This is a genomic window from Pseudomonas subflava, assembly GCF_023823685.1.
Classification (GTDB): domain Bacteria; phylum Pseudomonadota; class Gammaproteobacteria; order Pseudomonadales; family Pseudomonadaceae; genus Aquipseudomonas; species Aquipseudomonas subflava.
The window spans coordinates 186,264-207,779 of the sequence record NZ_JAMXBF010000013.1 but is presented as its reverse complement, the minus strand read 5'-3'; the positions used below and the strand labels follow the sequence as shown (position 1 = coordinate 207,779).

General features: G+C 68.0%; 22 protein-coding genes. 12 read left to right on the top strand and 10 right to left on the bottom strand.

Going from position 1 to position 21,516, the window contains the following annotated elements; genetic code table 11:
* Positions 1-119: 119 nt before the first annotated feature.
* The 3 genes from NF616_RS18140 to NF616_RS18130 all read right to left on the bottom strand — a co-directional run bounded on the left by NF616_RS18140 (position 120) and on the right by NF616_RS18130 (position 4,516).
* Positions 120-1,508, bottom strand: coding sequence for an aldehyde dehydrogenase family protein (locus NF616_RS18140; RefSeq protein ID WP_252274914.1), 1,389 nt, complete (start codon positions 1,506-1,508; stop codon positions 120-122).
* 100 nt (positions 1,509-1,608) lie between these two features.
* Positions 1,609-2,976: a glutamine synthetase family protein gene (locus NF616_RS18135; protein WP_252274912.1), complete on the bottom strand. Its 1,368-nt coding sequence runs from the start codon at positions 2,974-2,976 to the stop codon at positions 1,609-1,611.
* 52 nt (positions 2,977-3,028) lie between these two features.
* Complete coding sequence (locus NF616_RS18130) at positions 3,029-4,516, bottom strand: amino acid permease (protein ID WP_252274910.1); 1,488 nt, start codon at positions 4,514-4,516, stop codon at positions 3,029-3,031.
* A 362-nt stretch (positions 4,517-4,878) separates the two neighbouring features.
* Here NF616_RS18130 and mpl point away from each other — a divergent pair, with 362 nt between their 5' ends.
* The 3 genes from mpl to NF616_RS18115 all read left to right on the top strand — a co-directional run bounded on the left by mpl (position 4,879) and on the right by NF616_RS18115 (position 7,364).
* Positions 4,879-6,231 (top strand): UDP-N-acetylmuramate:L-alanyl-gamma-D-glutamyl-meso-diaminopimelate ligase, encoded by a 1,353-nt coding sequence (gene mpl / locus NF616_RS18125; RefSeq protein ID WP_252274909.1) that lies wholly within the window; start codon positions 4,879-4,881, stop codon positions 6,229-6,231.
* Positions 6,232-6,406: 175 nt separating this feature from the next.
* Entirely contained in the window at positions 6,407-7,036 is a 630-nt protein-coding gene (gene ubiX / locus NF616_RS18120) for a flavin prenyltransferase UbiX (protein ID WP_252274907.1), read from the top strand.
* Positions 7,029-7,364: a YceK/YidQ family lipoprotein gene (locus NF616_RS18115; protein ID WP_252274905.1), complete on the top strand. Its 336-nt coding sequence runs from the start codon at positions 7,029-7,031 to the stop codon at positions 7,362-7,364. Before ubiX ends, NF616_RS18115 begins: the two co-directional genes overlap by 8 nt.
* 81 nt (positions 7,365-7,445) lie before the next feature.
* Here the strand turns inward: NF616_RS18115 and NF616_RS18110 are convergent, their stop codons facing one another.
* The 5 genes from NF616_RS18110 to NF616_RS18090 form a co-directional block, all read right to left on the bottom strand.
* The gene (locus tag NF616_RS18110; protein WP_252274903.1) at positions 7,446-7,913 is read right to left on the bottom strand and encodes a YbaK/EbsC family protein; all 468 of its coding nucleotides are present in this window, start codon (positions 7,911-7,913) and stop codon (positions 7,446-7,448) included.
* A 66-nt stretch (positions 7,914-7,979) separates the two neighbouring features.
* Positions 7,980-8,591, bottom strand: coding sequence for a class I SAM-dependent methyltransferase (locus tag NF616_RS18105; protein WP_252274901.1), 612 nt, complete (start codon positions 8,589-8,591; stop codon positions 7,980-7,982).
* On the bottom strand, positions 8,591-9,232 hold the full coding sequence (locus NF616_RS18100) for an oxidoreductase (RefSeq protein WP_252274899.1): 642 nt from the start codon (positions 9,230-9,232) through the stop codon (positions 8,591-8,593). The genes NF616_RS18105 and NF616_RS18100 overlap by 1 nt, the downstream gene beginning before the upstream one ends.
* Positions 9,233-9,299: 67 nt before the next feature.
* A complete protein-coding gene (locus NF616_RS18095; protein WP_252274897.1) occupies positions 9,300-11,003 on the bottom strand; it encodes a C13 family peptidase in 1,704 nt (567 codons plus the stop codon).
* 92 nt (positions 11,004-11,095) lie between these two features.
* A complete protein-coding gene (locus NF616_RS18090; protein ID WP_252274895.1) occupies positions 11,096-11,551 on the bottom strand; it encodes a MaoC family dehydratase in 456 nt (151 codons plus the stop codon).
* 162 nt (positions 11,552-11,713) lie between these two features.
* On the opposite strand from NF616_RS18090, the gene NF616_RS18085 reads away from it, so the two are divergent.
* From NF616_RS18085 to NF616_RS18075, 3 genes are read left to right on the top strand one after another with little or no spacing between them, the layout of a single operon-like run.
* Positions 11,714-12,076 (top strand): CidA/LrgA family protein, encoded by a 363-nt coding sequence (locus tag NF616_RS18085; protein ID WP_252274892.1) that lies wholly within the window; start codon positions 11,714-11,716, stop codon positions 12,074-12,076.
* A gap of 2 nt (positions 12,077-12,078) precedes the next feature.
* Entirely contained in the window at positions 12,079-12,789 is a 711-nt protein-coding gene (locus tag NF616_RS18080) for an LrgB family protein (RefSeq protein ID WP_252275078.1), read from the top strand.
* Positions 12,790-12,799: 10 nt separating this feature from the next.
* Positions 12,800-13,390, top strand: a complete 591-nt coding sequence (locus NF616_RS18075) for an LON peptidase substrate-binding domain-containing protein (protein WP_252274888.1) — start codon at positions 12,800-12,802, stop codon at positions 13,388-13,390.
* A gap of 98 nt (positions 13,391-13,488) precedes the next feature.
* On the opposite strand, the gene NF616_RS18070 is transcribed toward NF616_RS18075, so the two are convergent.
* Both NF616_RS18070 and NF616_RS18065 read right to left on the bottom strand, forming a co-directional pair.
* On the bottom strand, positions 13,489-14,805 hold the full coding sequence (locus NF616_RS18070; RefSeq protein ID WP_252274886.1) for a bifunctional DedA family/phosphatase PAP2 family protein: 1,317 nt from the start codon (positions 14,803-14,805) through the stop codon (positions 13,489-13,491).
* 2 nt (positions 14,806-14,807) lie between these two features.
* On the bottom strand, positions 14,808-15,500 hold the full coding sequence (locus tag NF616_RS18065; RefSeq protein ID WP_252274884.1) for a DNA-3-methyladenine glycosylase: 693 nt from the start codon (positions 15,498-15,500) through the stop codon (positions 14,808-14,810).
* A 173-nt stretch (positions 15,501-15,673) separates the two neighbouring features.
* On the opposite strand from NF616_RS18065, the gene NF616_RS18060 reads away from it, so the two are divergent.
* Genes NF616_RS18060 through rodA form a run of 6 tightly spaced genes read left to right on the top strand, consistent with a single transcriptional unit; the run spans position 15,674 to position 21,514 of the window.
* Positions 15,674-16,939, top strand: a complete 1,266-nt coding sequence (locus NF616_RS18060; protein WP_252274881.1) for a glutamate-5-semialdehyde dehydrogenase — start codon at positions 15,674-15,676, stop codon at positions 16,937-16,939.
* Positions 16,939-17,589, top strand: a complete 651-nt coding sequence (gene nadD / locus NF616_RS18055; RefSeq protein ID WP_252274880.1) for a nicotinate-nucleotide adenylyltransferase — start codon at positions 16,939-16,941, stop codon at positions 17,587-17,589. Before NF616_RS18060 ends, nadD begins: the two co-directional genes overlap by 1 nt.
* A 7-nt stretch (positions 17,590-17,596) precedes the next feature.
* Positions 17,597-17,956, top strand: coding sequence for a ribosome silencing factor (gene rsfS, locus NF616_RS18050; protein WP_252274877.1), 360 nt, complete (start codon positions 17,597-17,599; stop codon positions 17,954-17,956).
* Between the two features lie 9 nt (positions 17,957-17,965).
* Positions 17,966-18,433, top strand: coding sequence for a 23S rRNA (pseudouridine(1915)-N(3))-methyltransferase RlmH (gene rlmH / locus NF616_RS18045; protein ID WP_252274874.1), 468 nt, complete (start codon positions 17,966-17,968; stop codon positions 18,431-18,433).
* 10 nt (positions 18,434-18,443) lie between these two features.
* Entirely contained in the window at positions 18,444-20,369 is a 1,926-nt protein-coding gene (mrdA, locus tag NF616_RS18040) for a penicillin-binding protein 2 (protein ID WP_252274871.1), read from the top strand.
* Entirely contained in the window at positions 20,366-21,514 is a 1,149-nt protein-coding gene (gene rodA / locus NF616_RS18035) for a rod shape-determining protein RodA (RefSeq protein WP_252274868.1), read from the top strand. The genes mrdA and rodA overlap by 4 nt, the downstream gene beginning before the upstream one ends.
* Positions 21,515-21,516 lie beyond the last annotated feature (2 nt).

Genomic DNA, 21,516 nt, shown 5'->3' with positions numbered 1-21,516 from the left:
CGGGGCAGTGCCATCCCGGATCGCATCCGGGCTACGGGGGTGTTCTCGCGAAGCCTTGCGGGTGGCGATTCGCGAGCGAAGCGCGTTTCTCCAAAAGGGGGCCGGTATCCTCCTTGGCGTCAGAGCTGGTGGCGCAGGTGGAAGGACTTGGGCCGGGTCAGGTGCTCGTAGCCCAGGCGCGAGAGGGTGGCGCCGCGTCCGGTGTGCTTGACGCCGGTCCAGGCCAGGGCCGGGTCCAGGTAGTCGCAGCGGTTCATGAACACAGTGCCGGTCTCCAGCTGTTGGCCGATGCGCTCGGCGGCGTCCAGGTCCTCGGTCCAGATGGCCGCGCTGAGGCCGTAGGGGCTGTCGTTCATCAGGGCGATGGCCTCGGCCTCGCTGGCCACCGGCATGATGCCGACCACCGGGCCGAAGCTCTCGTCGCGCATCACCGCCATTTCGTGGTTGACCCCGGTCAGTATCTGCGGCGCCATGTAGGCGGTGCCGGGTGCGTCGTTGGCGAAGCTGGCGGGATCGATCAGCGCCTTGGCGCCCTTGGCCTTGGCCTCGGCGATCTGCCCGCGGACGAATTCGGCGGCGCTGCTGCGCACCAGGGGGCCGAGGGTGGTGGCCTCGTCCAGCGGGCTGCCCAGCGCGTACTGTTTGGTCAGCTCGACGAAGCCCTCGACGAAGGCCGGGTACAGGGCCTTGTCCACATAGATGCGCTCGATGCCGCAGCAGCTCTGCCCGGAGTTGAAGAAGCTGCCGTCCACCAGGTTTTCCACCGCATGCGCCAGGTCGGCGTCGCCACGCACGTAGGCCGGGTCCTTGCCACCCAGCTCCAGGCCGACGCCGATGAAGTGGCCGGCGGCGGCGCTCTCCATCAGACGGCCGCCTTCCACCGAGCCGGTGAAGTTGACCTGCTGCACCTGGCCGGAGGCGATCAGGGTGGCGGTCTGGCCGTGGTCCAGCACCAGGTTGTGGAACAGCCCGGCCGGCAGGCCGGCGCGCCTGAAGGCCTCGGCGAAGCGTTCGCCAACCAGCAGGGTCTGGCTGGCGTGCTTGAGCAGCACGGCGTTGCCGGCCATCAGCGCCGGGATGATCGCGTTCACCGCGGTCAGGTAGGGGTAGTTCCACGGCGCCACCACCAGCACGGTGCCCAGTGGCTCGCGGCGGATAAAGCGACGGAAGCCTTCCTGGGGATCGGGCACCACGTCGGCCAGAGCGCTCTCGGCGATGCCGATCATATGGCGCGCGCGCTCCTCGAAGCCGCGCAGCTCGCCGGCGCCGAAGCGGATCGGACGGCCCATCTGCCAGGCCAGCTCGGGGACGATTTCGTCCTTCATCGCCAGCATGGCGTCCACCGCCTTCAGGCAATAGACGGCGCGCTCCGTGATGGGCAGCTCACGCCAGGCGCGCTGGGCCTCGCCGGCCTGGCGCAGGACCTGTTCCAGCTGGTTGCTGCCGATGAGTGGGCGCTCGGCGTAGAGGCTGCCGTCCACCGGCGAGATCAGGCGAATATGGTTCATCGCTCTTCCTTAGTACGAGTAGGGTGGAATACGCCGAAGGCTTTTCCACCATGGCTGCCGGTGGAAAACGCCATGCGGTTTTCCACCCTACGAAGTTTTCCTAGTAACGCTCGAAGCCGCGGCGCAGCTCCCAGTCGGTCACCCGGCGGTCGTATTCCATCTGCTCCCAGCGCGCGGTGTGCAGGTAGTGTTCGACCACCTCCTCGCCCAGGGCCTGGCGCAGCAGTTCCGAGCGGTCCAGCGCGTCGGTGGCGCCGCGCAGGGTCTTGGCCACTTCCGGCAGTTCGTCGTTCTCGTAGGCGTCGCCGGAGAAGGGCGCCGGGAGCTCCAGCTGTTCGTCGATACCGGCCAGGCCGGCGGCGATCAGCGCGGCATAGGCCAGGTAGGGATTGAGGTCGGCGCCACCGATGCGGCACTCGATGCGGATGCCCTTGCTGTCCGCGCCGCACAGGCGGAAGCCAGCGGTGCGGTTGTCGCAGCTCCACACCGCGCGGGTCGGGGCGAAGGTGCCGGCCTGGAAGCGCTTGTAGGAGTTGACGTAGGGGGCGAGGAAATAGGTGATGTCGCTGGCGTACTTGAGCTGGCCGGCCACCCACTGGCGCATCAGCTTGGACATGCCGTATTCGCCGGCCGGGTCATGGAACAGCGCCTGCTCGCCGTCGAGGCTGAACAGCGAGTTGTGGATATGGCTGCTCGAGCCCGCCAGGTCGTAGTTCCACTTGGCCATGAAAGTGACGGCCTTGCCCTGCAGCAGGGCGATCTCCTTGCAGGCGTGCTTGATGATGCTGTGCCGGTCGGCCATCACCAGCGCCTCGGCGTAGCGCACGTTGATCTCTTCCTGGCCCGGCCCCCACTCGCCCTTGGAGTTCTCCACCGGGATGCCGGCGGCCTGCAGGTGCTTGCGGATGGCGCGCATCACCGGCTCCTCGCGGATGGTCTGCAGGATGCTGTAGTCCTCGATGTAGTAATTGGCCGTCTTCGGGTTCTGATAGCGCCCGGTGTGGATGCTCTCGTAGCTCTGGTCGAACAGGTAGAACTCCAGCTCCGAGGCGAACATGCCCTTGTAGCCGCGCTCGGTGAGGCGGGCGATCTGCCGCTTGAGGATGCCGCGCGGGCTGTGCGGCAGGTCGTGGTGGTGATGGTCCTGCACGTCGCACAGCACCAGGGCCGTGCCTTCCAGCCAGGGCACCACGCGCATGGTGGAGAGGTCGGGCTTGAACACGAAGTCGCCGTAGCCCTGCTTCCAGCTGGCGGCGGCGTAGCCGGGCACCGGCTCCATGTCGATGTCGTCGGCCAGCAGGTAGTCGCAGCCGTGGGTTTCCTCATAGGCGCTGTCGAGGAAGAACTCGACCTGGAAGCGTTTGCCGATCAGGCGGCCCTGCATGTCGACCATGCAGGCCAGAACGGTGTCGATCTTGCCGGCCACGGCGAGTTCGCGCAGGCCGGCCAGGGTGAGGTGGGCAGTCATCCGTTGGTCTCCGCAAAGGGTCGACCGCACCCGCGGGCGCGGCCGGGACTCATCAGCTGTGGGTCTTGTTCTGTTCGCGCCGCTCCATGGCAAATTCCTCTTCTGGCGAGAGGATCAGGCGATGACGGCCGACGATGGCGAAGTAGGTGATGCCGATGCCGAACCACACCGCCACCCAGAACACGCCGAGGGTGTAGGCCGGATCGCCAGTGAGCTGGAAGTACAGCGTCACGGCGGCGATCAGCATGGTCAGCACCGCGCCCGGCACGCCCAGCGGGCTGCGGTAGGGGCGCTCGATGTCCGGCATCTTGCGCCGCAGCAAAATGAACGACAGGGCCTGCATGAAGTAGGAGAACATGGCGCCGAACACCGCCATGTTGAGCAGGGTGCCGCCGATCACCGCGCCGCCCTTTTCCTCACCGAAGAGGAACCACAGGGTCATCATCACCGCCAGCGCCATCAGGCTGCCGATCAGCATGGCCACATAGGGCGTCTTGCGCTGGCCGTGGGTGATCGACAGTTGCGGCAGGAAGTAGCCGGCGCGGCTCAGCGAGTAGATCTGCCGGCCCATGGCGAAGATGATGGTGTGGAAGCTGGCGATCAGGCCGAGCACCGCCACCAGCGCCAGCAGCTTGGCGATGTCGTCACCGTAGATGGCCTTGAAGCCGTCCAGCAGCGGCTCGCCGGAGGAGCCCAGCGCGTGGGCGCCGACACCGGTCACCGCCGGGTTCAGCCAGAGGATCATGAAGGCCGAGAGGATCAGGGTGAACATGCCGAGGATGATGCCCTTGGGCATGTCGCGCTTCGGGTCGACCGACTCTTCCGCCGCCAGCGGCAGCTGCTCGATGGCGAGGAACAGCCACACCGCGAACGGCATCGCCGCCAGCACGCCGAGCAGGCCGTTGGGCAGGAACGGGCCGTTGCCTTCCGGTAGCTCGACGCCGCCCGGACCGACGTTCATGGCGAAGCGATTGAAGTCGATGTGCGGGATGGCGCTAATCCAGAACACCACCAGGCACGACAGGGCCAGCAGGGTGACCACCAGGGTGACCTTGAACGACAGCTCCACGCCGATGACGTTGAGCCAGATGAACACCACGTAGAAGCCGATCCACCACAGCGGCTGGTACTCGCTGGGCGTGCCGAAGATGCTGCCCATGTAGCTGCCGATGAAGAACACGATCACCGCCGGGGTGAGCACGTACTCCACGTTCTCCGCCAGGCCGGTGAGGAAGCCACCCCAGGGGCCCATGGCGCTGCGCGCGAAGGAATAGGCGCCGCCGGTGTGGGGCAGGGCTGGCGACATCTCCGCCAGGGAGAAGGTCAGACCCAGGTACATGATGGCGATGATGATGGCGGCGATCAGCATGCTGCCCCAGCCGTTGGCCAGGCCGAAGTTCCAGCCGGAGAAGTGGCCGGAGATCACCGCGCCGACGCCCAGCGCCCACAGCGACCAGACGCCGGCGTAGCGGCGCAGGCCGCGTTTCTCGAAGTAGGTCTGATCGACCGTCGTGTAGCTGACTCCCGATTGCTGCTTCATGGTCCTCTCCTGCATTTCGCGTTGGCTCGGGTTCTTGTAGGAATTGCGGCCTTGCTTGAAACGGGATGGAGCACAGCGGCTGACAGCGGGAGGATGCGGAGGACGGGGCCGATGGTGATGCGGCGGTTGACTTCCCCCGGAGGCCGGAAACATTTCCGGCGAGCATGGTGCGCAGACGAACATCCGGTCGCTGACAGCTTGCGGGCATGGACGACGAGGAACCTCATGCCGCCTCGGTGTTCCGAGACTCCTGACACTCTAGTCGAGAAAACGCGGGGCGGTACGGCAGCCTGTCCGGTGCCGCCCTGTGCTACCCTGCGGCCAGTTCTGCCGGGGCTTCCCGGCGCTTTTCGAGGTCATCGATGCACATCCATATTCTCGGCATCTGCGGCACCTTCATGGGCTCCCTGGCGGTACTGGCCAAGGAGCTGGGGCACCGCGTCACCGGCTCCGACGCCAGCGTCTACCCGCCCATGAGCACCCAGCTGGAAGCCCAGGGCATCGAGCTTATGCAGGGCTACCTGCCCGAACACCTGCAGCCGGCCCCCGACCTGGTGGTGATCGGCAACGCCCTGAGCCGCGGCAACCCGGCGGTGGAGTACGTGCTCAACCAGGGCCTGCCCTATGTGTCCGGCCCGCAGTGGCTGGCCGACCATGTATTGCAGGGCCGCTGGGTGCTGGGTGTGGCCGGCACCCACGGCAAGACCACCACCACCAGCATGCTGGCCTGGGTGCTGGAACATGCCGGCATGAGCCCGGGCTTTCTGATCGGCGGTGTCCCGCAGAACTTCGGTGTGTCCGCGCGCCTGGGCGGCACGCCGTTCTTCGTGGTCGAGGCCGACGAGTACGACAGCGCCTTCTTCGACAAGCGCAGCAAGTTCGTCCACTACCGCCCGCGCACGGCGATCCTCAACAATCTCGAGTTCGACCACGCCGACATCTTCCCGGACCTGGCCGCCATCGAGCGGCAGTTCCACCATCTGGTGCGCACCGTGCCGGGTGAGGGCCTGATCATTCATCCGCAGGCCGAAGAGGCGCTGGCGCGGGTGGTCGAGATGGGCTGCTGGACCCCGGTGCAGACCACCGGCGCCGGCGGCCAGTGGCAGGCACGCCTGCTCAGCGAAGACGGCTCGCGCTTCGAGGTGGTGTTCGACGGCAAGGTCGAGGGCACCGTGGAGTGGGAGCTGACCGGCCAGCACAACGTGGCCAACGCCCTGGCCACTCTGGCTGCCGCGCGGCATGTCGGCGTGGTGCCGGAGCTGGGCATCGCCGGCCTGTCGTCCTTCAAGAGCGTCAAGCGGCGCATGGAGAAGGTCGCGGAAGTGAAGGGCGTGACCCTCTACGACGACTTCGCCCACCACCCGACCGCCATCGCCACCACCCTCGACGGCCTGCGCAAGCGCGTCGGCGATGCGCCGATAATCGCGGTGATCGAGCCGCGCTCCAACTCCATGAAGCTCGGCGCCCACCGTGACGGCCTGCCGGATTCCGTGGTGCAGGCCGACCGGGTGTTCTGGTACGCGCCGGCCAACCTGGGCTGGGACCTGGCCGCCACCGTCGCCGGCTCCAGCGTGCCGACTCAGGTCTGCGACTCGCTGGAGGCCATCATCGACGGCGTGAAGGCCCATGCGGTGCCCGGCGCGCAGGTGGTGATCATGAGCAACGGCGGCTTCGGCGGCCTGCACGGCAAGCTGGCGGCGGCACTAGGCAGCTGATGCCCGTAGCCCGAATGCAATCCGGGAAAGCCCCCCCGGATTGCATCCGGGCTACGGGCTGGCTGAGGCTTGAGGTAATTCGTAGGGTGGATAGCCGAGTTAGCGCTATCCACCAGACTTTCTGGTGGAAAAGCCGCAGGCGGCGTTTTCCACCCTACGCATATGTGGAGATCCTATGAACGGGCCCGAACGCATCACCCTGGCCATGACCGGCGCCTCCGGCGCGCAGTACGGCCTGCGCCTGCTCGACTGCCTGGTGCAGGAAGACCGCGAGGTGCACTTCCTGATCTCCAAGGCCGCGCAGCTGGTGATGGCCACCGAGACCGACGTCACCCTGCCGGCCAAGCCCCAGGCCATGCAGCAGTTCCTCAGCGAGTACACCGGTGCAGCCTCCGGGCAGATCCGCGTGTACGGCAAGGAAGACTGGATGGCGCCGCCGGCCTCCGGCTCCGGCGCGCCGAGCGCCATGGTGGTGGTGCCGTGCAGCACCGGCACCCTGTCGGCCATCGCCACCGGCGCCTGCAACAACCTGATCGAGCGCGCCGCCGACGTGGTGCTCAAGGAGCGCCGCCAGTTGATCCTGGTGCCGCGCGAGGCGCCGTACTCCAGCATCCACCTGGAGAACATGCTCAAGCTGTCCAACCTCGGCGTGACCATCCTGCCGGCCTCGCCCGGCTTCTATCACCAGCCGCAGACCCTGGACGACCTGGTCGACTTCGTGGTAGCGCGCATCCTCAACTGCCTGGGCATACCGCAGGACATGCTGCCGCGCTGGGGCGAACACCATCTCTCCAGCGATGACTGATTGCCTGGCTCGCGAGGTCGGCGTGGGCGCATGCCGCGCGGCGCGTTCCTGCTTCGTCGGCCTCGCCCTGCTGCTGGTGCTGCCCGGTTGCGCCAGCGTACGCACCCTGGATGCGGCCAAGCCGGGTGCGCCGATCATCTATTCCGGCACCCGCCTGGACTGGTATTCGCTGCAGGGCGGCTGTTGTCCGATGGATCGTTTCGGCGCCGAGGCGCCCAAGTATCCGGGCCTCGACCTGCCGTTCGCCGCGCTGCTGGAGACGCTGCTGCTGCCCTTTGCCGTGGCGGCCGAGCTGGGTGTCGGGCTCGGTGTCAGCGGCGGCAACTGAGGTAGGCGCTTCTTCCGGATAACCTCCGGCTGGTGCGCGTGGCGCACCCTGCGCGCGTCGAGCGCGGCGCACGCAGTGCGTTCAGTCGAGCGCCTGGCACACGTCCACCCACTCGCCGTCCACCAGTTCGGCCATCTGCCGCGGGCAGATGCGCACGGCGCTGTGCAGGGCGCCGGCGGCCGGCAGCACCTCGTCGAAGGCCTGCAGCGACAGGTCGACATACACCGGCAGCTCGGTGGCCAGGCCGAACGGGCAGACACCGCCGACCGGATGGCTGGTCAGCGCCTGCACCGTCTCGGCGTCGAGCATCCTGGCCTTGGCGCCGAAGGTCTCCTTGAGCTTGCGGTTGTCCAGGCGCGCGTCGCCGCGGGCCACCACCAGCAGGTTGCGTTCGCCGACGCGGAAGGCCAGGGTCTTGGCGATGCGTCCCGGCTCCACGCCATGGGCCTCGGCGGCCAGGGCGACGGTGGCGGTGCTGGTCTCCAGCTCGATGATGTCGATGTGCGGCGCCTTCTCGGCGAAGAAGCGGCGGACCGATTCCAGACTCATGCGGGGCTTCCTTCCGGCAAAAGCGCCATGCTTGCCGGCGCGCTGGGGTGCGTCAACCCGCGAGCGTCAGTCGGCCCAGCCGCGCCAGACCCAGGTCATTGGCCGCGGGCCCTGCAGGTAGCTGCTGTGTACTTCGCGGATATGGAAACCGCCGGCGCCGAGCAGGGCGGGGATGTCGCGGTTGAGATGGCAGCCGCCAGCCAGCGGCTTCCACAGCGGGGTGATGCGGTCCTGCCAGGCGCGCACGCCGGCGTCTGGCGCGCGGCCATGCTCGCTGAACAGCAGCTTGCCGCCGGGCTTGAGCACCCGGCGCATCTCCTGGAGCGCGGCCAGCGGATCGGGGATGGTGCACAGGGTGAAGGTGCAGACGATGCTGTCGAAGCTGGCGTCCGCGGCCTGGATCTGCCCCAGCTCGAGAGCGATCATCTCCACCGGAATGCCGATGTTCGCCGCGCGCTGGCGCGCCAGGCTCTGCATCTGTGCGGCCGGGTCCACGCCGACGATGGCACTGACCTTTTCGCGGTCGTAGAAGCTGAGGTTGAGGCCGGTGCCGATGCCGATCTCCAGCACCCGGCCCTCCGCCATGGGCACCACCTGGGCACGGGTCTTCATCACATGGCCCATGCCGCAGGCGAAGTCGATCAGCCGCGGCAGGATTTTCTCGTCGTAGAACTTCATCAGCGCCCCAGGCGGCGCAGCTGGTCGGACTCCACCACCCGAACCCCGTCGCTCTCCTCCAGGGCCAGGCGCCACAGCGCGCGGGCCAGCACAGCAGCCTCGATGCCGCGATAGCGGCCGGGAATCCAGCGCAGCAGCGGCGCGGCCAGGCGCTCGCCGAGGCGGAACTCGCGGCGCGGGCCGAGCAGCAGGGACGGGCGGGCGATGGTCAGCTGCGGCCAGTCCATCGCCTTCAGCGCCTCTTCCACCTCGCCCTTGACCCGGTTGTAGAACACCGATGATTGGGCGTTGGCGCCCATGGCGCTGACCACGAGGAAATGCCGCGCGCCGAGCTCGCGGGCGCGGCGGGCGAAGGCCAGCACCAGGTCGTGGTCGACGGCGCGAAAGGCCTCCTGGGAGCCGGCCTGCTTGATGGTGGTGCCCAGGCAGCAAAACGCCGCGTCGATGCGGCCGTCGAGGTGGGGCAGCAGATCGGCGAGCTGGCCGACCGGGTTGTCCAGGTGCGCGTGCTCGGCCAGCGGGCTGCGGCTTGGCGCCAGCACGCGGCTGATGGTCGGCTCGCTGAGCAGGCGATCGAGCAGGTGCTCGCCGGTGAGGCCGGTGGCTCCGGCGAGCAGGATGTGCTGGGGCGTCAGGTACATGCTGGGTCTCCGCTGATAAGGACCAGCTTAGAACGAAACGGCAGGACGAGCCGACAATTGATCGCCATCAGCGCGCTTCCGGTGCCGCGCTCAGGGCCTGCTCGGCCTGCTGCTTGCGCAGCCGCTTCCAGTGCTCCAGCACCGCGTCGGGCGCCCACAGCTGTGGCTCGGAGGGTTCGAAGCCGTCGGCCTTTTCGCGCTCGGCGACCCTGGCCGTGGCCAGCTCGAAGGCGCGGGCGAGGTCGTCGGTCTGGTTGAACGCCTCGGCGAACAGGGCGCGGCCGAAGTAGGTGAAGTCGTTCTCCTCCGAGCAGCCGAAGGACACCCGGTCGGCGCGCGCGGCGGTCATCACCAGGGTCCTGTCGTCTTTCAGCGGCGGGATGAAGCCCCCGGAATAACACGCCGAAATCACCACCACCTTGTGGCGGTCGCGCAATGGTTCGAGCAGCGCCGCCAGCTCGCTGGCCGGCAGGTCGGCCAGCTGCAGGCGCGGCTGGTCGATGCTCAGCTTGTGGTCGTCCGAGCCGTGGCTGGTGAGGTAGAGGAATACCAGGTCCTCTGGGCCGCTGCGCTCGGCCAGGGCCTGCACCGCGCGGGTCAGGCTCTCGCGGGTGGCCAGCGGGCGATCGGCCAGATGGTCGCGGTGGTTGGTCAGGGTGACGTTGCCGCGGGCACCGAAACGCTCGCGCAGCAGCCGGCTGACGTAGTCGGCCTCGCGCAGGAACACGCTCTGCTTGCCGTCGCCGGCCAGGGTCAGGCTGTACAGCTCGACGGCCGGGGTGGAGGCGGGCAGGGCGTCCAGGGCCTGCTGCAGCAGCAGGCCCTGTTGCAGCAGGCCCAGCTCCAGCGGGTCGGGACGCGACTGGCCATCGGCCTGACGCAGCAGTTCGCCGTCGTTCCAGATGCCCTGGGTGCGAACGCCATCGAGGGCGGTGAGGGTGCCTTCGCCGGCGTATTCGCCGTTGGCGAACTGGCCCTGGTAGACGCCGCCGTCGGCCAGGCTCAGCTTGCCCTGGCCGTGGAAGCGCCAGTACCGGAACTCGCCCGCGTAGTGACGGCCGTCCGCGCCGCGGAACTCGCCCTTGCCGGTCAGCGCGCCGTCGGCGAAATGCCCGCTCCAGACCTCGCCCTCGGCGTTCTGGTAACGGCCCTTGCCGTGGAACAGGTCGTTGCGAAAGCCCCCGGTGTAGCTCTCGCCGTCTGCACCCTTGTAGCTGCCTTCGCCCTGCAGCATGCCGTTCTTGAAGGTGCCGGCAAACTCGCCCTCGGCATTACTGCGCAGGCCTTTGCCCTGCGGCTCGCCACGCACGAAATGGCCCTGGTAGCGGCTGCCGTCCGGCCATTCCAGAGTGCCCAGGCCGTGGTAGCGGTCGTCGCGGAACTCGCCGCGGTAGCTCATGCCGCCCTGCTGCAGATGGCCCTCGCCGTGCATGCGGCCCTGTTTGAAACCGCCCTGGTAGCGGGTGCCGTCGCTGTAGACGAATTCGCCCTGGCCATGGAACAGGCCCAGGTGGAAGTTGCCCTGGTAGCGTTCGCCGCTGGCGCCATGCCATTCGCCGGGGCCTTCGAACAGGCCGTCCTGGAAGCGGCCGGTGTAGTACACGCCGTTGGCGTAGTCGATCCGGCCCTCGCCCTGCAAACGGCCGTCCACCACCTCGCCGCGATAACGACCGCCGTCGGGCAACACGGCATCGGCGGGCAGCAGCGGTTCGCCGTCGCCGCAGGCGGCGAGCAGCAGGGCGAGGGCGAGCGGGGCGAGGTGGCGGGGCATGGCTGACGTCCGGGTCGGTGGTGACGCGAGTATGCCAAAGCGCCAATGAAAACGGGGCGCCAGAGCGCCCCGTGCGGCCCCGCCGGTTCGGCTCAGACGAAGCAGAGCGACAGCGATTCGGCGATGTAGGCGGGCTTCTCCTCGCCTTCGATCTCGAGGGTGGCCTCGACCTTGAACAGCCACTGGCCGGGACGCTTCTCGGTGATGTCGAGCACCTTGGCGGCCAGGCGCACGCGCGAGTTCACCTTGACCGGCTGAATGAAGCGCACGCTGTCCAGGCCGTAGTTGACGGCCATCTTCAGGCCCTCGGGGGCGAGCATCAGCTTCTCCATCAGCACCGGGATCAGCGAAAGGCTGAGGAAGCCGTGGGCGATGGTGGTGCCGAACGGGGTGTGCTTGGCCTTGACCGGGTCGACGTGGATGAACTGGTGGTCGCCGGTGCATTCGGCGAACTGGTTGATGCGCTGCTGATCGATGGTCAGCCAGTCGGAACGTCCGAGTTCCTTGCCTACATAGTCTTGCAGTTGCGATACGGGTACTAACGGCATAGATCCTCCTTGAGGATGCGAGGTTATTTGTTGTTCTTGGGTGAACCTGGCTGGCCCTAGATCAGCATGAGTGATCGGCCACGGTCAAGCCGCACGCCAGCGTTTATGACGCACCCTCCAGCGCGTCTATAATGGGCCGCCCTTCACGTCGGAGATTTCCGCATGCTGCTTCGCGGCCTGACCTGGCTGGTGCTGTTCCAGTTGCTCGGCACCGCCATCAATGTGCTGTTCCTGACCCTGTTACCGGGGCCGATCATCGGCATGCTCCTGCTGTTCGCCTTCCTCGTGGTGCGGGGCGAGGTGGGCGCGCCGATCGCCGAGGCCTCCTCCGGCCTGCTGCGCTACCTGCCGTTGCTGCTGGTGCCGCCGGCGGTGGGCGTGATGGTCTACGCCGAGCAGATCGCCGCCGACTTCTGGGCACTGGCCGGTGCGCTGGGCCTGTCGCTGATCGTCTCGCTGCTGTTCGCCGGCTGGCTGATGCAGAAACTGATCGACCGCCAGGCGCGGCGCGAGGAGCGCCCATGAGCCTGGATTGGCACGCCGCACTGCAGGCCGTGGTGCATCACCCGCTGTTCGGCGTCGGCATCACCCTGGCGGTGTACCAGGCGGCGCTGGCGGCCTATGAACGCACGCGCTGGATGTTCCTGCAGCCGGTGCTGGTATCCATGGCGGTGCTGATCGGCGTGCTGCTGCTCGCCGGGCTGACCTACCAGGAGTACCGCGACAGCACCTTCCTGCTCAGCGTGCTGCTCGGCCCGACCACCGTGGCCCTGGCCGTGCCGCTGTTCCTCAACCTCAAGCGCATCCGCCAGCTGTTCTGGCCGACCCTGGTCACGCTGCTGTTCGCCGGCGTGCTGGCCACGGCGCTGGGCGTGGCGCTGGCCTGGGCCTTCGGTGCCGACCGCATGATGCTGATGACCATGGCGCCGAAGTCGGTGACGTCGCCCATCGCCATGCTGGTGGCCGAGCAGATCGGCGGCGTGGCCGCGCTGGCCGCGGTGTTCGTGCTGATCACCGGGGTGCTCGGCGCCATGTGCGGGCCGGAGCTGCTGCGGCGCATCGGCGTGCATCATCCGGCGGCCCAGGGCATGGCTCTGGGCCTCACCGCCCACGCCGTGGGCACCGCCCGCGCGCTGCAGGAAGGCGAGGAGAGCGGCGCCTTCGCCGCCCTGGCCATGAGCCTGATGGGCATGTTGACGGCGGTGCTGTTGCCGCTGGTCGTCGTTCTGGTCGCCTGAGGAGCTTCGCATGCGCTATCCGCTGTTTCCCCTCGGTATCGTGCTGTTTCCCGGCTGCAACCTCGACCTGCAGATCTTCGAGGCGCGCTACCTGGACATGGTCAGCGCCTGCATGCGCCGTGGCGAAGGCTTCGGCGTGGTGACGATTCTCGAGGGCCAGGAAGTCGGCGAGGCGGCCCGGCGCTTCTCGCAGGTGGGCTGCGAGGCGCTGATCTGCGACTTCCAGCAGCGCCCCAACGGCCTGCTCGGCATCCGTGTCGAGGGCGGGCGCCGCTTTCATGTCGGCGATGTTTCGGTGCAGGCCGATCAGCTGACCCTGGCCGAGGTGCAGTGGCTGGACGAAGTCGAGGATGCGCCGCTGCAGGTCGAGCACGCCGACCTCGCCGCGCTGCTCGGTGCACTGGCCGAGCATCCGCTGGTGGCCGACCTGGGCATGGGCGGTGCGGTCGGCGGCCAGCAGGCCCTGGCCAATCAGCTGGCCTACCTGCTGCCGTTCGCCACCGAGCAGAAACTGCAGCTGCTGGAGCAGGCCCTGCCGGCGCAACGGCTGCAGCTGATTCAGCAATTCCTCGACCAGATGCAGGGCGAGATGACCGCGTAGGCGCATCCCCGCGGAGTGGATTCGGAGCGAAGCGACAATCCGCCACGCGCCGCCGAGCGATGTATGGCCGGCGGCGAGCGGTACGCCACCCGGGCCGACTAGTAGCGATACAGCTCGATCGCCTCCGGCAGCGACCAGGCGCTGACCCCGCCGAGCAGGGCCAGGGTCGCCGGCAGCACCAGCCACCACACCCGCGCGCCGAGCGGTCGCATCGGTTCGCGCCGCTGCAGCCAGGCCAGGCAGGCCGCACATACGCTGCCGGCGAGTAGCGCACCGGCGAGGATGTCGGTCGGCCAGTGCACACCCAGGTAGACCCGCGAGGCAGCGATGCTCAGCGCCGGCAGGCTGGCCACCAGCAGCCAGGTCAGGCGCGTGCGCGCCGAGGCGCCGCGGCCGGCGAGAATGCCCAGGGCGAGGAAGAAGGCGAAGGCCGCCGAACTGTGCCCGCTGGGCAGGCTGAAGGTTTCCAGGGGTTGCTGCAGCACGTCCGGGCGGGCGCGGGCGAAGAACAGCTTGAGGCCGGTGGTGGCCAACGCGGTGAACAGCGTGCAGCTGGCCAGGAAGATCGCCGCATGGAAGCGCCGAGCGATCAGCAGCAGCACGGTCACCATCACGCCGGCGGCGATCTGCGTGTGGAAGTCGCCGAGGCCGGTGATCAGCATGGCTAGGCCGTCGACGCTGGCGCTGCGGTGTTCCTGGACGAGGGTGATCAGGCCCTGGTCCAGGGCGTCCAGGTGCGGCACGCCGATCAGCAAGGCGGTCAGCAGCGTGGCACTGGCGCCGGCCGCTGCCGGCACCGTCCAGCGTTGTTCACGCAGGCTGCTGAAAATCAGCGTGACCAGCATCAGCCCGACACCGGCGGCGACGATGCCGGCGGCGGTCCAGAAGCCTTCCGGCAGCGGCAGGCGGATGGCCGCGCCGGTGGCCCAGCCCGGCAGCATGTAGGCCACGGCCCAGCCGGCGGCCGCCAGCATGCTGACCAGGACGAAGCGCACGAAGGGCATGTCGAGCATGCCCGCCACCAGCGGCAACATCGGCCGCAGCGGGCCGATGTAGCGCCCCACCAGCAGGCTGACCACGCCGTAGCGCTGGAAATAGGTCTCGGCGCCCGCCAGCCACTCGGGGTGGTCGCGCAGCACCGGCAGGCGGCGGATGCCCTGGTGGAAGCGCCGGCCCAGGCCGTAGGAGATGGCGTCGCCGAGCAGGCCGCCGGCGTAGGCCAGCAGCAGCGTGTCGCTGAGGTCCAGGGCGCCGCTGCCGGCCAGCACGCCGAGGGTGAACAACAGCACCGTGCCGGGGATCAGGATGCCGGCCACCGCCAGGCATTCCAGGCAGGCGGCCAGGAAAATGGCCAGTCCCAGCCATTCGGGGTTGGCTTCCAGCCAGTGCGACAGGGTCGCGAACCATTCGCTCATGGTCATTCCTCGGGGTTCAACAGAAAGTAGTCACGGCCTTCGACCTGCCCGCGGCGCAGCGGGTTGCGTGTGCAGTGGCGGGCGTAGGCGGCATCGACGAAGCGATAGGGCAGATGCTCGTCGCGGCCCGCCGGAATGCCCAGGCGGGTGGTCTGGATGATGCTCTCGGGGCGCTGGCCGACATCTTCGACGAACAGCCGCTGCGGGTCGAAGCGCTGCGCGTCCCACTGCGCCACCTTCAGGCCGAGCGACTTGCACAGCAGGGTCTGGCCGGCGCACAGACGCTCCGGGTGACGATGGTCGCCGGCGGCCGATGGATTGTTGGCCTGCATGCGCGGCAGGGCGTCGTCTGCGCAGTGTTCGTCCAGCCAGGGCACGGCCGACTTGATCAGCACGGCATTGCCCGGCCCCTGGGCGCTGAAGTTCAGCGAGTCGCCGCCGCGGGCGTAGTACATGTAGATGTGGCCGCCGTCGAGAAACAGCGCACGGCGCTTCTCGGTATAACCGAGCGAGGCGTGGCTGCCCTTTTCTTCACGGTAGTAGGCCTCGGTCTCGATGATGCGCGCCGCCAGCCAGTGGCCGCGATGGCGATGGCGGATGACCTTGCCCAGCAGCGCTCGGGCCAGCAGCTGGGCGTCGCGGTCGAAGAAGCGGTCGGGCAGCGCGGCGGCTGCGGGCCAGGGCAGAACGGTCATGCGGCGATCGGTAGTCGTGAAAGACGCGATCTTAGCAATGCCCGCGGCCCTCGGCGGCGAATCTTGTTCCGCGATGTTGCGCGCCGGCGCCATCCGCCCGGCAGTGCTGGGCGTGGCGGGGCCTGCCCGCTATAATCAGCCCCTTTTTTCCAACCGCCAGACGTATGCCGACCATGACCGAGTCCGTGCTCGACTACATGACCCGCCTGGGCCGCGCCGCGCGCGACGCCTCGCGGGTGCTCGCCCGGGCCAGCACCGCGCAGAAGAACCATGCGCTGCAGGCCGCCGCCAACGCCCTCGACGCCGCCCGCGCCGAGCTGACCGCCGCCAACGAACTGGACCTGAGCGCCGCCCGCGCCAATGGTCTGGAGCCGGCGATGGTCGACCGCCTGGCGCTGACGCCGAAAGTCATCGACGGCATGATCGAAGGCCTGCGCCAGGTCGCTACCCTGCCGGACCCGATTGGCGAGATCCGCGACATGCGCTTCCTGCCGTCCGGCATCCAGGTCGGCAAGATGCGCGTGCCGCTGGGCGTGATCGGCATCATCTACGAGTCGCGCCCCAACGTGACCATCGACGCCGCCAGCCTGTGCCTGAAGTCCGGCAACGCCACCATCCTGCGCGGCGGCTCGGAGGCCATCCACTCCAATCAGGCCATCGCCCGCTGCATCCAGATCGGCCTGGCCGAAGCCGGCCTGCCGGCCAGTGCCGTGCAGGTGGTGGAAACCACCGACCGCGCTGCCGTCGGCGCGCTGATCACCCTGCCCGAATTCGTCGACGTGATCGTGCCGCGCGGCGGTAAGGGCCTGATCGAACGCATCAGTCGCGACGCCAAGGTGCCGGTGATCAAGCATCTGGACGGTGTCTGCCACGTGTACGTGGACATCGCCGCCGACATCGACAAGGCCATCCGCGTCTGCGACAACGCCAAGACCCAGCGCTACTCGCCGTGCAACACCATGGAGACGTTGCTGGTGCATGCCGGCATCGCCGAGCGCGTGCTGCCGCCGCTGGCCGCCATCTACCGCGACAAGGGCGTGGAGCTGCGCGGCGACGCCGCGACCCGCGCGCTGCTCGGCAATGACGTCCTGGAAGCGAGCGAGGACGACTGGTACGCCGAGTACAACGCGCCGATTCTGGCGATCCGCATCGTCGACTCGCTGGATGCGGCCATCGAGCACATCAACACCTACGGCTCGCAACACACCGACGCGATCATTACCGAACACTTCAGCGATGCCCGTCGCTTCCTCACCGAGGTGGACTCCGCCTCGGTGATGGTCAATGCCTCGACCCGTTTTGCCGACGGCTTCGAGTACGGCCTGGGCGCGGAGATCGGCATCTCCACCGACAAGCTGCATGCCCGCGGCCCGGTCGGCCTGGACGGCCTGACCAGCGAGAAGTACGTGGTATTCGGCGACGGGCACATTCGTACCTGATGGCACGACGCATCGGCATACTCGGCGGCACCTTCAACCCGGTGCACATCGCGCACCTGCGGGGCGCGCTGGAAGTGGCCGAGTTCATGGGGCTGGACGAGCTGCGGCTGATCCCCAGCGCCCGGCCGCCGCATCGCCAGGCGCCGCAGGTCACGGCCGAACAGCGCCTGGCCATGGTCGAACTGGCCGCCGCGGGGGAGCCGCTGCTGGCGGTCGACGACCGCGAGCTGAAGCGCGACAAGCCGTCGTTCACCTACGACACCCTGGAGTCGGTGCGCGGTGAGCTGGCGGCGGACGACCAGCTGTTCCTCCTGCTGGGCTGGGATGCCTTCTGCGGCTTGCCGACCTGGCATCGCTGGCAGGAGCTGCTGACGCACTGTCACCTCCTCGTGCTGCAGCGGCCGGATGCCGACAGCGAGGCGCCGGAGGAGCTGCGCGACCTGGTCGCCGCGCGCAGCGTGCACGATCCGCTTGGCCTCGCCGGTCCGGGCGGGCAGATCAGTTTCATCTGGCAGACGCCGCTCGCGGTGTCCGCCACCCAGATTCGCCAACTGCTGGCGGACGGGCGCTCGGTGCGTTTCCTGGTGCCCGACGCCGTGTTGGCCTATATCCATGCGCACGGCCTGTACCGTGCTCACACCGTTTCATGAGGTAGCAATGCAAAACGAAGAACTGGCCCGGGTCGCCATCGACGCCCTGGAAGAACTCAAAGGCAAGGACATCACCACCATCGATGTGCGCGGCAAGACCAGCGTCACCGATTTCATGGTCATCGCCAGCGGCACCTCCAGCCGTCACGTCAAATCCCTGGCCGAGAACGTGCTGGAGAAGGTCAAGGAGCAGGGCGTGCGCCCGATCGGCAACGAAGGTCTGGACGGCGGCGAATGGGCCCTGCTCGACCTGGGCGACGTGGTGGTCCACGTGATGCAGGTCGCCACCCGCCAGTTCTACGACCTGGAGCGCCTGTGGCAGGGCGCCGAGCAGAGCCGCGCGCAGCACCAGGACCCGGCCGAGTAAGCCCGCCTCGTGCGTATCAGACTGATCGCCGTCGGCTCGCGCATGCCGCGCTGGGTGGAGGAGGGCTGGCAGGAGTACGTCAAGCGCCTGCCGGCCGAGCTGCCGCTGGAGCTGGTGGAGATTCCGCTGAGCACTCGCGGCAAGAACGCCGACGTCGCCCGCCTGATCCGCCAGGAAGGCGAGGCCATGCTGAGCAAGGTGCAACCCGGTGAACGCATAGTGACCCTGGAGGTCACAGGCAAGCCCTGGAGTACCGAACAGCTGGCCCAGGAACTCTCGCGCTGGCGCCTGGATGCGCGCAACGTCAACCTCATGGTCGGCGGCCCCGAGGGGCTGGCACCGGAGGTCTGCGCGCGCAGCGAGCAACGCTGGTCGCTGTCGCCGCTGACCCTGCCGCACCCGCTGGTGCGCATCCTGGTCGGCGAACAGATCTACCGGGCCTGGACCGTGCTGTCCGGCCACCCGTATCACAAGTAAGCAGTAGTCGATGCCGCAACCCATCCGCCTGAAGGACCACGAGAAGGACGCCCGCCTGGTGCGTCGACGGGTCATCGTGGGCGGCCTGGTCGTGCTGCTGCTGACCGGCGTGCTGGTCGCGCGCATGTACTACCTGCAGGTGATCCAGTACGAGCACCACTCGACCCTGGCGGAAAACAACCGCATCCACGTGCAGCCGATCCCGCCGACCCGGGGCCTGATCTTCGACCGCAACGGCACGATCATCGCCGACAATCGGCCCAGCTTCAGCCTGACGGTCACCCGCGAGCGCGCCGGTGACTGGCAGCAGGTGCTGGACACCATCGTCGAGGTGCTGGAGCTGACGCCGGATGATCGCGCGCTGTTCGAGAAGCGCATGCGCCAAGGCCGCCGCCCCTTCGAGCCGGTGCCGGTGCTGTTCGAGCTGACCGAGGACCAGATCGCCCGCGTGGCGGTGAACCAGTTCCGCCTGCCGGGGGTGGAGGTCGATGCACAGCTGGTGCGGCACTATCCGCAGAAGGGCCATTTCGCCCATTCGGTCGGTTATGTCGGACGGATCAACGAGAAGGAACTGAAGGAACTCGACCCGACCGACTACGCCGGCACGCACCATATCGGCAAGACCGGCATCGAGCGCTTCTACGAGGACCTGCTGCACGGCCAGGTGGGCTACGAGGAAGTCGAGACCAACGCCCGCGGCCGGGTGCTGCGGGTGCTCAGGCGCACCGACCCGATGCCGGGGATGGACCTGACCCTGACCCTCGACGTGGGCTTGCAGGAAGCCGCCGAGCAGGCGCTGGGCGGGCGCCGCGGCGCGGTGGTGGCGATCGAGCCGTCCAGCGGCGATGTGCTGGCGATGGTCAGCCAGCCCAGCTTCGACCCCAACCCCTTCGTCACCGGCATCGGCTTCAAGGCCTACGCCGAGCTGCGCGACTCCATCGACCGCCCGCTCTACAACCGGGTGCTGCGCGGCCTGTACCCGCCGGGTTCGACGATCAAGCCGATGGTCGCGGTGTCCGGCCTGGATGCCGGCGTGGTGACGCCGCAGACGCGGGTCTACGACCCCGGCTTCTACCAGTTGCCCGGCCACAGCCACAAATACCGCAACTGGAACCGCTCGGGCGACGGCTCGGTGAACATGGAGTACGCCATCATGCGCTCCAATGACACCTACTTTTACGATCTCGCCCACAAGATGGGCGTGGATCGCATGCACGACTACATGAGCCGTTTCGGCCTGGGCCAGAAGGTGTCGCTGGACATGTTCGAGGAGACGGCCGGCCTGATGCCGTCGCGCGAATGGAAGCGCGCGCGTTACCGCCAGCCCTGGTATCCGGGCGAGACGCTGATCCTCGGCATCGGTCAGGGCTACATGCAGACCACGCCGCTGCAGCTGGCCCAGGCGGTGACGCTGATGGCCACGCGCGGCAAATGGATTCGCCCGCACTTGCTGAAGAACGCCGAGGACATGAGCCCCTCCGAGCTGATGGAGCAGGACCTGATCCCGCATACGCCGGCGCCGCCGGACATCCAGCTGCGCGATCCCAAGTTCTGGGATTACGGGCGCATCGGCATGGAGATGGTGATGCACGGCCCGCGCGGCACCGCCGCCAAGGTCGGCGCCACGGCCGCGTACCGCATCGCCGGCAAGAGCGGTACGGCGCAGGTGGTGGCGATCAAGCAGGGCGAGAAGTACGACCGCAACAAGATCGCCGAGCGCCACCGCGACCACGCGCTGTTCGTCGCCTTCGCCCCGGCCGAGGCGCCGAAGATCGCCGTGGCGGTGATGGTGGAGAACGGCGAGTCCGGCTCCGGGATCGCCGCGCCGGTGGTCAAGCAGGTGATGGACGCCTGGCTGTTGGGCCCGGACGGCCAGCTCAAACCCGAGTACCGTCCGCCGGTGCCGACCGCAGAAGAGGCCAGCGTGCAGCGATGAAGCGCCAGGAGTTCGACCGCACCATTTCCCACGAGGACGTGTTCAAGCGCCGCGCCACGCTACTGCAGCGCCTGCACATCGACGGCTGGCTGCTGCTGATCCTGCTGGCGCTGTGCGCCGGCAGCCTGTTCGTCCTCTATTCGGCCAGCGGCAAGAACTGGGACCTGGTGATCAAGCAGGGCACCTCCTTCGGCATCGGCCTGGTCGCCGCCATCGTCATCGCCCAGTTCGAGCCGCGCTTCATGGCGCGCTGGGTGCCGCTGGCCTACCTGGCCGGGGTGGCGCTGCTCGCGGTGGTGGAGGTGATGGGTCATACCGCCATGGGCGCGACCCGCTGGATCAACATTCCCGGGGTGATCCGCTTCCAGCCGTCGGAATTCATGAAGATCATCATGCCGGCGACCATCGCCTGGTACCTGGCCCGGCACAACCTGCCGCCCAAGCTCAAGCACATCGCCATCAGCCTGGTGCTGATCCTGGTGCCCTTCGTGCTGATCCTGAAACAGCCGGACCTGGGCACCGCGCTGCTGATCCTCGCCTCCGGCGCGTTCGTGCTGTTCATGGCCGGCCTGCAGTGGCGCTGGATCATCGGCGCGGTGGCGGCCGTGGTGCCGGTCGCCGTGGCCATGTGGTTCTTCGTGTTGCACCAGTATCAGAAGCAGCGGGTGCTGACGTTCCTCGATCCCGAGAGCGATCCGCTGGGCACCGGTTGGAACATCATCCAGTCCAAGGCGGCCATCGGTTCCGGCGGTGTGTTCGGCAAGGGCTGGCTGCTGGGCACCCAGTCGCACCTGGATTTTTTGCCCGAAAGCCACACGGACTTTATCATTGCCGTGCTGAGCGAAGAGTTCGGCATGGTCGGGGTGTGCATCCTGCTGTTCGTCTACCTGCTACTGATCGCCCGTGGACTGGTGATCACCGCCCAGGCGCAGACGCTGTTCGGCAAGCTGTGGGCCGGTAGCCTGACCATGACCTTCTTCGTCTACGTATTCGTTAACATCGGCATGGTCAGCGGACTGTTGCCGGTGGTGGGGGTGCCCCTGCCTTTCATTAGCTACGGCGGAACCCATCTGGTGACGCTGTTGTCAGGGTTCGGGGTTTTGATGGCGATCCAGACGCATCGCAAGTGGATCGCCCAGGCATGACA